We start from the raw sequence: 12,117 nt of genomic DNA on the forward strand, positions 1-12,117 counted from the left end.
GCGGGTGTTGAGGGAAGCGGGAAAATTCTTCCGGGGGTGCCGGGAGGAGGCGGGGAGGCCCTTCCGGGGGTATCGGATGGGCTGGAAATGCCGTTTCGGCAAGTGTTTTCGGACGTCTCGCCGAGGCCGCGAAGTCCGATGCGCACGGGCCTGTTATCTTCCGCACCACTGCTCCACGAATGAGGCGTCTGCGTGGTTAAGAGCGCTGACCTGCGAGACTGGGGGGATGAGCTGCTCGATGAACCCTGCCGAGGCGCGGGTTGACCTCTCGGCGATCAGGGACAACGTCGCGTTGCTGAGGGAATATGCCCCTGGCGCGGAGACCATGGTCGTGGTCAAGGCTGACGGTTACGGACACGGTCTGGTCCCCACCGCCGCGGCCTGCCTGGAGGGCGGTGCCACCAGACTCGGCACGGCCTACATCCGCGAGGCGCTGCGCTTAAGGGCCGCGGGGATCACGGCTCCGCTGCTGTCGTGGATCATCCCGCCGGGCGAGCCGCTCGATGACGCGGTAGCCCAGGACGTGGAGCTGTCGGCGGGTGCCACGTGGCTGGTCGACGCCATCGCCGGGGCGGCGGGCCGTACGGGCAGGGTCGCCAGGGTGCACCTGAAGGCGGACACCGGTGGCAGCAGAGGCGGCGCGTCGGGCGCCGACTGGTCCGCCCTTGTGGACCGTGCCATGATGTGGCAGGCCGAGGGCGCGATCGAGGTCGCCGGGCTCTGGTCGCACTTCGCCTGCGCCGACATTCCCGGGCATCCGTCCATCGAGGCCCAGCTGAGCGTCTTCGACGAGGCGCTGGCCATCGCGGAGAAGGCGGGCGCGGCGGGATCCCACGTGATCCGGCACATGGCCAACTCGGCGGCGACGCTGACGCTGCCGCAGGCGCGTTACGACATGATCCGGCCGGGCATCGCGGTCTTCGGCCTGAGTCCGGTGCCCGAGCTCGGCGACTTCGGGCTCCGCCCCGCGATGACCCTGGTGGCCCGGGTCGCGATGGCCAAGCGGGTGCCCGCGGGGACCGGGGTGTCCTACGGGCACCTCTACGTCACCGAGCGCGAGACCACGCTCGGCCTGATCCCCCTCGGATACGCGGACGGCGTCCAGCGGCACGCGACCAACAGGGCCGAGGTGCTTGCGGGCGGGCGGAGGAGGCTGATCGCCGGGCGGGTCTGCATGGATCAGTTCGTGATCGACATGGGAGACGACCCGCTGGCGGAAGGTGACGAGGTGATCCTGTTCGGTGACGGTTCGCGAGGTGAGCCGACCCTGCAGGAGTGGGCGGATTCCCTTGGCACGATCACACATGAGATCGTGACCAGGATCGGTCCACGGGTTTCACGCGTTTACCTGTGAGAGAGGTATGGCTGGGGGTCGCATGAGCAACACCACACGGCGCAAGGTCGGCATAGCGGGAGCCGTTGTCGGTGCCGCGTCCGCCGGGGTGGCCGCGGCGGCCCTCGCCAAGCGGTACGCGGTCGGCCGCATCAGGCTCCGTCCGGACCTGGAGGTGAACGAGCCGCTGGGCGAGCTGCGCGGTAGGCAGACCACGGTCGGCACCTCCGACGGCGTGTCCCTCTACGCCGAGGTCGACGGCCCGGAGGACGCCCCGCTGACCGTGGTGTTCTGTCACGGCTACACGCTCAACCTCGACTCCTGGCACTACCAGCGGCGTGACCTGCGCGACTCCTACCGGCTCGTCCTGTGGGACCAGCGCGCCCACGGACGCTCGCCCCACGCCTCCGCCGGCGACTCCACGATCGACCGCCTGGGTGACGACCTGGCCGAGGTGATCGAGGCGCTGGTGCCCGGACCGTGCGTGCTGGTCGGTCACTCCATGGGCGGTATGACCGTCATGGCACTGGCTGACCGGCATCCGGGACTGTTCGGCGACAGGATCAAGGGCGTCGCGCTGATCTCCACCTCGGCGGGCAAGCTGGCCGAGGTCTCCCTGGGCCTGCCCGCGCTGCTGTCGAAGGCGGTGCACAAGGTCACGCCCGGCACGGTGTCCCTCCTGGGCCGCAATGGCACGCTGGTCGACAGGGGGCGCCAGGCGGGCAACGACGTCGCCTTCCTGATCCTGCGCCACCTGGGCTTCGGCGACCCCAGGAACGTCAGCCCCACGGTGGTCGACTTCGCCGAGTCGATGATCCGCTCCACGCCCTTCGAGGTGATCGCCGAGTTCTACCCCGCGCTGATGTCACACGACAAGCTCGGCGCACTGAGCGTCCTGGACGACGTTCCCACCTCTATCATCGTCGGCGACAAGGACTGGCTGACGCCGGTCGAACACAGCAGGGCCATGGCGGAGGCCCTGCCCCGTGCCCAGCTCACCGAGGTTCCCGGAACCTCGCACCTGATCCAGCTGGAGCGCCCGACCGTCGTCAACGACGCGCTGCGCGACCTGCTCAAGCGCGCGGCGACCGAGGGTGCGGGACCGTCGACGGAGGTGGCCGAGCAGTGAGAGCTACGGAGGTGACCGAGCGGTGAGAGTCGTGGCGACCGCGGAGAAGATGCGCGAGCTGGGTGTCGAGCTGGCCGGGTTGTTGCGCGCGGGAGACCTGGCGGTGCTGTCGGGACCGCTCGGCGCGGGCAAGACGACCCTGGTCCAGGGGATCGCCGACGGGCTGAAGGTGCGCGGGCCGATCACCTCCCCGACCTTCGTCATCGCCCGGGTGCACCCCTCGCTGGCGGGCGGCCCCCCGCTGGTGCACGTCGACGCCTACCGCCTCGGCGGGGACCTGGAGGTCGACGACCTCGATCTGGACGCCTCCCTGGAGGAGTCGGTCACGGTCGTGGAGTGGGGCGAGGGCCTGGTCGAGGGGCTCGCCGACGACCGCCTTGAGATCCTCATCGAGCGCGCGGAGTCCGCCGAACCCGGCGAGGAGCGGACGGTACGGCTGCGCGGAATCGGCGCCCGCTGGGAGGGTGTTGTCTGATTCACCCCCGTAGACACGGGATTCCTGGCACGCTGGCACTACGTCCCACTTGATATAGATCATCAAGCTCGAAGATCGACTCTTGCGGGTATGCCCATGTTTAATGGGAAACAGGCGGGAAGTTAGCCGGGCGAGGGTCGTCGGCCGGACTGCGAAGTGGAGTGCGACGGTGCCAAGGGTGAAACGTGTCGCGGTTCTTGGGGCTATCGCCCTTTTCGGAGTGGCCGGATGTACGGCCCAGGCCAGTTCGGGCACCACGGGGGAGAACGCGTCCCCCGTCGCCCAGCAGCCGGTGAGCAGCCGGCAGGACATCGAGGTTCAGCTCCAGCCGGCCCGCGCCAAGGCGGGGCAGAAGGTGTGGGTGCTGGCCAACTGCCCGATCCCCGAGGGCGGCCCCGAGCACCGGGGCACCGCCTCCTCCACCGCCTTCCAGGCGGCGGTCACGCTCGACCCCATTCTCGCGACTCCCAGCCCGTCGGCCTCGGCCGACAGCACCCCCACGGCGCGGCCCTGGGTCCGCGGCCAGGCCACGATCGCCGACGGCGTGGACGCCGGCGTCTACGACGTCAACACCAGATGTGAGGGGACCAACGACACCGGCAAGGCCAGCCTCAGGATCGTGGCCGGCTCCGACCCGTCCGCCAAGCCCACCGACAAGCCGAGCTCCCATCCCAAGCCGACTCGCACCGTCATCAGCACCCACGGTCCCGGCACGGGCGGCGGCGGCACCGCGGCGGGCGGCCCGCACGACGACTCCGGCATGCCGTTCGGCGTGACCGGGACCCTGCTGGTGGTCGCCGTCGCGGGCGGCGCCGGACTCGTGGTCATGCGCCGACGCCGTTCGTAGCACCCGATGGCAGGTTCCCCCCGCTGGTCACGGATCGTCGTGGCCGGACTCGTCACCGGCGCCGTCATGGTCGCCGTCAACAAGGGCGGCGAGGAGTCGTCGCCCTCCCGCAGGGCGGTCGTGCCCAGCCGTCTCGACATCCCGTCGCTGGGCATCAAGGCACCCCTGATGAAGCTCGGCGTGACGAACGGCGAGATCGACGTCCCGCCGTTCGACAAGCCGGACACGGCCGGATGGGTCAAGGAGAGCGCGGTCCCCGGCGACCCCGGTTCCGCGGTGATCCTCGGGCACGTCGACACCAAGACCGACCCCGCCGTCTTCTACCGGCTCAAGCAGATGCGGGAGGGGCAGGTCATCAAGGTCGCGCGCAGCGACGGCAAGGTCGCGCAGTACCGGGTCGACTCCATCGAGCAGGTGAGCAAGGACCGCTTCCCCGCCGACAAGGTCTATCTCCAGGACGGCCTGCGGCTCATCACCTGCGGCGGAAGCTTCGACTGGAACAAGCACGAGTATCGCGACAACGTCATCGTCTACGCGACCCTCGTCAAAACCTGACCCTCCGCGCCCCACCGTCCCCCGCCTGCTCCTCCGGGCACTCCGTCCCCCGCTTGACCCTCCGAAACCCTCCGCGCCCCTCCGGAACCCTCAGCGCCCCTCCGGGACCTGCCGTCCCACGCTCCCGGAGGGCGCCGGGCAGGCCGGGCGGAGCGCCGGATCCGGCCCGCCGGAGGGCGTCCGCTCTCCGGGACGGCCCGCCGCCCCTCGCGGGACGGACTAGGCTAATTGTTCGTGCTGGTCCTGGCCTTTGATACCGCGACCCCCGCCGTCACCGCAGCGTTGCACGACGGTGCGAGGGTCCTCGCCGAGTCGACGACGGTTGACGCGCGTCGTCACGGTGAGCTGCTCGTGCCCACGATCGAGACGGTCCTGCGGGAGGCAGGGGTCTCGCTCGCCGACGTCACGACCGTCGTCGCGGGCGCCGGCCCCGGTCCCTACACCGGGCTGAGAGTCGGCCTGGTGACCGCCCAGGCCCTGGCGGCCTCGCTGGGCGTCCCGGCCTACGGCGTCTGCACGCTCGACGCCGTCGCCTACGGCAGCGGGCTGACCGGGCCGTTCCTGGTGGCCACCGACGCGCGGCGCAAGGAGGTCTTCTGGGGCCACTACGAGGACCCGCGCACCCGGCTGTCCGGGCCCTCCGTCGACAAGCCCCACGACCTGCCCGCCGACCTTCCGGTCGTCGGCGCGGGCGCGCGGATGTACGCCGAGGTCCTGGGCGCCTCCCGGCTGGCGGACGCCCCGGAGTACCCCTTCGCGGGGGCGCTGGCGGCGCTGGCCGCCGAGCAACTCGGGCAGGCCGGGCAGGCCGGGCGGCCCGGCGAGCAGGACGTCAGGGAGGTCGTGGAGAGCGGCACGCACCCCGTGCTGAGCCTGCCCCGCCCGATATATCTGCGCCGCCCCGACGCCCAGGTCCCCTCGGCGCCGAAGAAGGTCTTCACATGACCTCGACGCTGCGCCGGATGACCCTGGACGACCTGTCCGCGGTGATGAAGATCGAGCAGGAGACCTTCCCGCTCGACGCCTGGAGCGAGGGCATGCTCCGCGGCGAGCTGGACGACCAGCCCAGGACCAGGCACTACGTGGTCGCCCTGGTCGACGGCGCGATCGTCGGCTACGCCGGTCTCTTCGCCGCCGGGGACCAGGCCGACGTGCAGACCATCGCCGTCCTGGAGGGCCACCGGCGCGCGGGGATCGGCGGCGCCCTGCTGACCGAGTTGCTGGAGGAGGCCGTACGGCGGGGCGCGCGGTCGATCTTCCTCGAGGTGCGTGCCGACAACCCCGGAGCCCAGGCGGTCTACGACAGGTTCGGATTCGGCCGGATCGGTGTGCGCCGCCGCTACTACGAGGACGGCACCGACGCGATCATGATGAAGAAGGATCTCCATGCGTGACGAACCCCTGGTGCTGGGCATCGAGACCTCCTGCGACGAGACCGGAGTCGGCATCGTCAGGGGGCACACCCTGCTGGCCAACACGATCGCCTCCAGCGTCGAGCAGCACGCCCGTTTCGGCGGCGTGGTGCCCGAGGTGGCCTCCCGGGCGCACCTGGAGGCCATGACCCCGACCGTCGAGCGGGCGCTGGAGCAGGCGGGCCTGCGCTTCACCGACATCGACGCGATCGCGGTGACCGCCGGACCCGGCCTGGCGGGCGCCCTGCTCGTCGGTGTGGCCGCCGCCAAGGCCTACTCGCTGGGACTTGGCGTGCCCCTGTACGGCGTGAACCACCTGGCCGCCCACGTCGCCGTGGATCAGCTCGAACACGGCGCCCTGCCCAAGCCCTGCATCGCGATGCTGGTCTCCGGCGGACACTCCTCCCTGCTGCTGGTGCCCGACGTCGCCAAGGAGGTCATCCCGCTGGGCTCGACCGTGGACGACGCGGCGGGTGAGGCGTTCGACAAGGTCGCCCGCGTGCTCGGCCTGCCCTTCCCCGGCGGCCCCCACATCGACCGGGTCGCCCGGGACGGCTCCGGCACGGCCATCGCCTTCCCGCGCGGCAAACACGACGACGGGACGCTCGACTTCTCCTTCTCCGGGCTGAAGACCGCCGTGGCCCGCTGGGTCGAGGCCAGGGAGCGGTCCGGCGAGTCGATCCACGTGCCCGACGTCGCCGCCTCCTTCCAGGAGGCCGTGGTCGACGTGCTGACCCGCAAGGCCCTGCAGGCGTGTCGCGACCACGGTGTGCGGGACCTGCTGATCGGTGGCGGCGTGGCGGCCAACTCCCGGTTGCGGGCCTTGGCCCAGGAGCGGTGCGACGCCGCCGGCGTACGGCTGCGCGTCCCCCGCCCCGGACTGTGCACCGACAACGGGGCCATGGTGGCCGCGCTGGGCTCCGACCTGGTGGCGGCCGGGGTCGCCCCCTCCTTCAAGGACATCCCCGCCGACTCCTCACTGCCGATCACCACGGTGTACGTGTGACCGGGTGTCTCCGCTGACCGGGTGTCTCCGCTGACCGGGTGTCTCCGCTGACCAGGCGCCTCCGCTGACCGGGGGCCCTCGCTGACCGGGGGCCTCTACGCCGGCTGGGGCTCCCGCGCCGGGGGGAGGGCGAGCGTCGGGGGGAGGGCGAGCGTCGGGTAGTCGGTGTAGCCGGTGTGGTCGCCGCCGAAGGCGGTGGCGAAGTCGGGCTCGTTGAGCGGCGCGCCCAGGCGCAGGCGCACCGGGAGGTCGGGGTTGGCCAGGAAGGACTTGCCCAGCGCGACCAGGTCGGCGCCCTGGTCCAGCCAGTGGGCGACGGTGGTCGCCGGGTCGCCCAGCGTGGAGTCGTTGACGATGAGCGCGTGCGGCCACAGGGAACGGATCCGCCCGTCGAGCTCCGGCACGCTGCCCGCCATGTAGTGCACGTAGGTCAGGCCGATCTCGGAGAGCTCGGCCAGCAGGGCCGGATAGACCTCGTGCGCGTCGTCATCGGCCAGGTCCTGGGCGCCGTTGCCGGGGGAGAGCCGGATGCCGACCCGGGAGGCGCCGATCGCCTCCGCGACCGCGCGGGAGGTCTCCACGGCGAAGCGGATCCGGCCCTCGACGGACCCGCCGAAGCGGTCGTCACGCAGGTTGGCGTTGCTCGACAGGAACTGGTGGATGAGATAGCCGTTCGCCCCGTGCAGCTCGACCCCGTCGAATCCGGCGTCGACGGCACGGCGGGCGGCGTCGGCGAAGTCGCCGACGGTCGCCTCGATCTCGGCGACGGTCAGCTCCGCGGGGACGGGAAGGTCCTGCATGCCGTTCGGGGTGAAGATCTGCCCTCCGGACTGCACCGCGGACGGCGCGACGGGCACCAGACCGGTGTTGTCGGGGTGGCCGACCCGGCCCGCGTGCATGAGCTGCGCGAAGATCCGGCCGCCCGCCGAGTGGACGGCGTCGGTGACCTCGCGCCACCCGGCCACCTGCGCGTCGGTGTGCAGGCCCGGGGTGTCCATGTATCCCTTGCCGGCCGGGCTGGGCTGCACGCCCTCGGAGACGATCAGGCCCGCCGAGGCCCGCTGGGCGTAGTACAGGGCGGTCAGCGAGGAGGGGATGCCGTCGACGTAGGCGCGTGAGCGGGTCATGGGCGCCATGACCAGACGGTTCGGCAGCTCGAGCCGGCCGAGCCTGAACGGTGAGAAGGGCATGGCGGATCCTTTCGAGATCAACTTGGTCGGCTAATTTGGGCGACCAACTTGGTCGGCCAATGACTAATTTCTACAACTTGGGCGGCCAACTTGCAAGCGGTAGGCTGGGTGGTGAACAGGAGGCTTGAAATGACCGTTCCGCGGCTGGATGAAGGATTGCGAGAGGTCGAGGCCTGCGGGGAGTCCGGTGACACCCTGAACTGTCTGATGGTCCAGGCAACCCGCGGCCACCGCACGTTGCTGGCCGCGCTGCTCGCGGAGGTCGAGCTGTACCCCGGTCAGGAGCGCGCGCTGGCCGTCCTCTGGTCGCGGGGCCCGCAGCCGCAGAACGTGCTGGCCAGGCTCATCGGCATCGACATGTCCACGATGACCAAGACCCTGCAGCGCCTCGAACGCAGCGGGTTCGTCAGCCGCACCCCCAGCCCGGCCAACCGGCGGATCAGCATCGTGAGCACCACCCCCAAGGGAGACCTGCTGCGCCCCGAGGTCGAGCGCGTTCTGGCGGAGGTCCACCGGCGGATGACCCAGGGGCTGACGGCGGAGCAGGCCGGTGAGCTGTCCGTGCTGCTGGGGGTGGTCCGGGGCAACCTGTGCCGCGAGATGCCGTGTGACGGAGGCCTGGAGCACGGCGACGGCCCCTGCTGAGCCGCCCGGGGGTCAGTCCTTGTCGTTGCGGGTGGGGCGCAGGAGGGCCTCCGCGAGGGCCAGCATGGTCTCCTCAAGGGCGCCCAGGCGGCGGGTGAGGTCGGCGTGGGCCGGCTCGACGATCCGGGTCAGGGCCTCGGTGAGCTGCTCACGGTCGGGCTGGGCGCGTAGCAGGTCGGCCAGCGGGTCCAGGGCCGAGCGTGTCTGGGCGACGTGCTCGTCCAGGGCGTCGAGGCGTTTGGTGTGGTCGTCGGCCGTGGTTCCGATGAGCGTGCCGACGCTCTTGTGGACGTCGCCGACGTCCAGGGTGGCCGACAGGCTGTCGAGACGCCCCTCAAGGGCGGCGACGCGCTCGTCCACGCTCTCCAGGCGTCCGGCGGCCCGCTCCACGTGGGCGTCCAGCGCGCACAGGCGGGAGTCGACGGAGTCGGCCCGGTTGGTGACCCGGCCCTCGATGTCGTCGAGGCGCTCGTCGAGGGTGTCGAAGCGTCCCCCGTGGCGGGCGGCGATTTCGCCCAGGCGGGTGTCCGCCGCGGCGACACGGGAGCCCGTGACGTCCGCCTGCTCGTGCAGGGCGGCCAGGCGGCCGTCGATCCCGCCCAGACGGTCCTCGACGCCGTCGGCCAGGTCGTCGAGCCCGGAGACGGCCAGGTCGGCCTTGACGTTCACCTGCTCGACGGCGGTGAGCAGGCGGCCGGTCGCGCCGTCGACGATCTCCCGGACGCCCGCCGCCAGCTCCGGCATCCCCGTCTCAAGACGCCCCACGCGCTGGGTCAGCTCGCCCATCGCCTTGTCGAGGCGGGTGAACCGGCCCGCGGCGGCCTCCATGCTCGCCTGGATCCGGCCGAGGTGCCCGGTGGCGTCGTCCATCCGGTCACCGGTGCCCTTGGCCTCGTCGGCGATCGACCGCAGCCGGCCGAGGGCCTCCTCGACGCTCTCTCCCACGGCGCTGACGTCGGCCCACAGGCTCGGCAGCTCGCCCAGGGGGATCACCCGCTCGCCCACCGACTCCACGCCCCGGCCGACGGAGCCGACGCGCTCGCCGACGACGTCGATGTGGTCGCGGGCGGCCTCGACGTGCTGAGCGAGGCTCTCGGCCCACGCGGGAGGCCGGGCCGAGATGTCGTCCAGGCGGACGGTGACGGACTCGAGCGCGCCGCTCAGCCCGCCCAGCTCGCGCTCCCTGACCTCCCGCAGCAGCCACTCCATGCCCTCGAGGCGCTGACGGATCTCGTCCAGCACCGCGCCCTGGGTGCGCTGCTCGTAAACGTGGTCCTGGGCGGCGCGGGCCAGCAACTCGCGCATCCGGTCGGAGATGGCGGTCTGGCTGCCTGCCTGGAGCAGGGTGTGGTCGGAGTGATCCACAGGAAGCTCCTTCGCTCGCCGACGGTCGGCCGCGTGGTCGGGGGGCACGGATTACTGGTGAACGCGGTCGAACCGCAGGCGGGGGAGAACTCCCGCCCGGAAACCCTAGCTCTGGATCAAGGGTTTTCCATGCCGAATTTAAAAGATCGTGATTGCCGGTGAATTGTCGTTTTTCGGGGTTTTTCTAGCTCAGGAAGGGGTGCATATCATGGCGAACGGCCTTTCCCCGATCCGGGTGAGAATGACGACCGCGGAGCCGTCACCGGAGAGCCTGAGGTCTTTTCGCAGGCGCTCGACGTCCACCGCCGAACCCCGCTTTTTGATCGTCGCGTTGCCCACCCCGCGCTCCCGCAGCGCCGCCCGCAGCCGCTTGAGGGAGAAGGGCAGCATCTCGTGGACCTCGTACCGCGAGGCCCACGGGGTCCGCGCCGCTGTGTCGCCGGTGATGTAGGCGATGTGCGGGTCGAGCAGGCGCCCGCCGACCGCCGCGGCCACCTCCGCGACGAGGTGGGCCCGGATCGCCGCGCCGTCCGGCTCGTAGACGTAGCGGCCGACGGGACCGTGCTCCGCCTGGCCCAGCGCGGGATCGGGTGTCATCGTCGCGCCGGACGGCAGCATCGTCGCCCTGCGCCCGGCCTCGCCCGCCAGCCCGCCGCACCAGATCACGGCCTCCTTGACGTCGCCCCGGTAGGAGACCCACTCGGCCTCGGCGTCGTGCGGGATGAACTCGTAGGCGATGCCCGGGGCGACCTTCAGGCAGGCCGCGGGGGCCTTCGCCGCCATCTCCAGCACCTCGGGCCAGGGGGGCGAGTAGGCCGCCGGGTCGAAGGTCCTGCCGCGTGCCGTACGGCGGGCCGGATCGGCGAACAGGACGTCGAAGGCGGAGGGGTCGACCGTGGCGGCGTCGGCCGCGCGGACGGAGACCCGGTCGCCGAACCCCAGGGCGTCGGCGTTGGCCCGGGCGACCGCGGCGGTGAGCGGGTCGGCGTCCACCGCCTCGACCACGCAACCGGCCCTGGCCAGCGCCAGGACGTCGCCGCCGATGCCGCAGCAGACGTCGGCGACCCGGGAACCGGCCGCGATGCGCCGGGCGCGGTGGTCGGCCACCTCGCGGCGGGTCGACTGCTCCAGGCCGTTCGGGGTGAAGTACATCAGCTCGGCGTCGGTGCCGAACTTCTCGGCCGCGCGCCGCCTGAGCGTGGCCTGAGTCAGCGCCGCCGAGGTCAGGTTCGCGTCGTAGGTCCTCCGCAGGCGCGTCACCGCCGCCACCGGGTCGTCTCCCACGAGCTCGGCCGCCGCCCTCAGGGCCTCCTGGCCGTGCGGGGTCAGCAGCTCCTGGAATGCGTCAAGGTCCACGCCACCCGACGCTACCGCCTCGGCGGGACGGCCGGTTCCCGGTGGTCGGATGCGAGAAAACTCCGCCCCGTCGCTGGTTCGACGAGGCGGTTTCACGAATCTTTCTGGATTTGTCAGTCGGGAAGCTCGGTGAGGTCGATGTCGATGGGGAACGGCTCGGTGAGCTTGAGGCGTCCGTGGTGTATGCCGGTGACGGCGTAGGAATGGTTGACCGGATCGAGTTCGTAGACGTAGACAACGGGCTCGTCGGCATTGTTCTCCACCAGCCAGAAGTGCGGAATGCCCGCTTTGGCGTAGCGTTTCGGCTTCACCTCGCGGTCACGGAACTCGGACTCGGGGGAGACGACCTCGATGACGAGGCGCACCTCTTCGGGGCGGTAGGCGGTGCGGGATCTGTCCTTCGCCACCTCGCCGTCGATGAGCAGGACGTCCGGGCAGGGCCGCTGCCTCGGGCCGAGCACGACGTCCATCTGCGTCACCGCCTTCAGGCGGTCGGGCGCCTGGGCGTTGAGGCTGGTCCGCAGGCCGTACAGGACGTACTCGTGGAAACGCTTCTGGGGGGACATGAAGATGAGGGCTCCATCGACGAGTTCGACGTGCTTGAAGAAGTCCGGCTCGCCGTGGGGGCCCTCCTGGGGAAGCCGGTCGAGGTCGTCGGCCGTCCACCCGCCGGGCGGAGGGTAGGGCCAGTTGGCGAGTGGGTCGCCGACCTCGCGCGTTGCGCTCGTCTCCTCGCTCAGCGTGCTGGTCACGTCGCTCACCGTAGCGTCTTTTCCGTTACCGTTCGTGGTCATCGGATTACAT

The 12,117-nt window shown here is 71.2% G+C and carries 13 protein-coding genes; 9 read left to right on the forward strand and 4 right to left on the reverse strand.

Annotation, left to right across the window (positions count from 1 at the left end):
• Nucleotides 1-238 precede the first annotated feature (238 nt).
• The 8 genes from alr (at nucleotide 239) to tsaD (ending at nucleotide 6,757) form a co-directional block, all read left to right on the forward strand.
• Nucleotides 239-1,354, forward strand: a complete 1,116-nt coding sequence (gene alr, locus AB0N02_RS03180) for an alanine racemase (RefSeq protein WP_363942009.1) — start codon at nucleotides 239-241, stop codon at nucleotides 1,352-1,354.
• Between the two features lie 22 nt (nucleotides 1,355-1,376).
• Nucleotides 1,377-2,462 (forward strand): alpha/beta hydrolase, encoded by a 1,086-nt coding sequence (locus AB0N02_RS03185; RefSeq protein ID WP_363942012.1) that lies wholly within the window; start codon nucleotides 1,377-1,379, stop codon nucleotides 2,460-2,462.
• Between the two features lie 22 nt (nucleotides 2,463-2,484).
• Nucleotides 2,485-2,937: a tRNA (adenosine(37)-N6)-threonylcarbamoyltransferase complex ATPase subunit type 1 TsaE gene (gene tsaE / locus AB0N02_RS03190; protein WP_363942015.1), complete on the forward strand. Its 453-nt coding sequence runs from the start codon at nucleotides 2,485-2,487 to the stop codon at nucleotides 2,935-2,937.
• 220 nt (nucleotides 2,938-3,157) lie between these two features.
• The gene (locus AB0N02_RS03195) at nucleotides 3,158-3,784 is read left to right on the forward strand and encodes a hypothetical protein (protein ID WP_363942017.1); all 627 of its coding nucleotides are present in this window, start codon (nucleotides 3,158-3,160) and stop codon (nucleotides 3,782-3,784) included.
• A gap of 6 nt (nucleotides 3,785-3,790) precedes the next feature.
• Nucleotides 3,791-4,339: a class F sortase gene (locus tag AB0N02_RS03200; RefSeq protein ID WP_363942020.1), complete on the forward strand. Its 549-nt coding sequence runs from the start codon at nucleotides 3,791-3,793 to the stop codon at nucleotides 4,337-4,339.
• 234 nt (nucleotides 4,340-4,573) lie between these two features.
• A complete protein-coding gene (gene tsaB / locus AB0N02_RS03205; RefSeq protein WP_363942504.1) occupies nucleotides 4,574-5,284 on the forward strand; it encodes a tRNA (adenosine(37)-N6)-threonylcarbamoyltransferase complex dimerization subunit type 1 TsaB in 711 nt (236 codons plus the stop codon).
• Nucleotides 5,281-5,733, forward strand: a complete 453-nt coding sequence (rimI, locus tag AB0N02_RS03210; protein WP_363942023.1) for a ribosomal protein S18-alanine N-acetyltransferase — start codon at nucleotides 5,281-5,283, stop codon at nucleotides 5,731-5,733. The genes tsaB and rimI overlap by 4 nt, the downstream gene beginning before the upstream one ends.
• The gene (tsaD, locus tag AB0N02_RS03215; protein ID WP_363942026.1) at nucleotides 5,726-6,757 is read left to right on the forward strand and encodes a tRNA (adenosine(37)-N6)-threonylcarbamoyltransferase complex transferase subunit TsaD; all 1,032 of its coding nucleotides are present in this window, start codon (nucleotides 5,726-5,728) and stop codon (nucleotides 6,755-6,757) included. Before rimI ends, tsaD begins: the two co-directional genes overlap by 8 nt.
• A gap of 95 nt (nucleotides 6,758-6,852) precedes the next feature.
• On the opposite strand, the gene AB0N02_RS03220 is transcribed toward tsaD, so the two are convergent.
• Nucleotides 6,853-7,947 carry an alkene reductase gene (locus tag AB0N02_RS03220; RefSeq protein ID WP_363942028.1) on the reverse strand — a complete coding sequence of 365 codons (1,095 nt, stop codon included), beginning with the start codon at nucleotides 7,945-7,947 and terminating at the stop codon, nucleotides 6,853-6,855.
• A gap of 129 nt (nucleotides 7,948-8,076) precedes the next feature.
• Here AB0N02_RS03220 and AB0N02_RS03225 point away from each other — a divergent pair, with 129 nt between their 5' ends.
• The gene (locus tag AB0N02_RS03225) at nucleotides 8,077-8,592 is read left to right on the forward strand and encodes a MarR family winged helix-turn-helix transcriptional regulator (protein ID WP_363942031.1); all 516 of its coding nucleotides are present in this window, start codon (nucleotides 8,077-8,079) and stop codon (nucleotides 8,590-8,592) included.
• Between the two features lie 12 nt (nucleotides 8,593-8,604).
• Here AB0N02_RS03225 and AB0N02_RS03230 read toward each other — a convergent pair whose 3' ends face one another.
• From AB0N02_RS03230 to AB0N02_RS03240, 3 genes are all read right to left on the reverse strand, one after another.
• Nucleotides 8,605-9,957 (reverse strand): hypothetical protein, encoded by a 1,353-nt coding sequence (locus AB0N02_RS03230; protein WP_363942033.1) that lies wholly within the window; start codon nucleotides 9,955-9,957, stop codon nucleotides 8,605-8,607.
• Nucleotides 9,958-10,146: 189 nt separating this feature from the next.
• Nucleotides 10,147-11,313 carry a class I SAM-dependent methyltransferase gene (locus AB0N02_RS03235; protein ID WP_363942035.1) on the reverse strand — a complete coding sequence of 389 codons (1,167 nt, stop codon included), beginning with the start codon at nucleotides 11,311-11,313 and terminating at the stop codon, nucleotides 10,147-10,149.
• A gap of 113 nt (nucleotides 11,314-11,426) precedes the next feature.
• Entirely contained in the window at nucleotides 11,427-12,065 is a 639-nt protein-coding gene (locus AB0N02_RS03240; protein WP_363942037.1) for a Uma2 family endonuclease, read from the reverse strand.
• Between the last annotated feature and the right edge of the window lie 52 nt (nucleotides 12,066-12,117).

The organism is Streptosporangium sp. NPDC051022, assembly GCF_040683035.1.
Lineage (GTDB): Bacteria > Actinomycetota > Actinomycetes > Streptosporangiales > Streptosporangiaceae > Streptosporangium.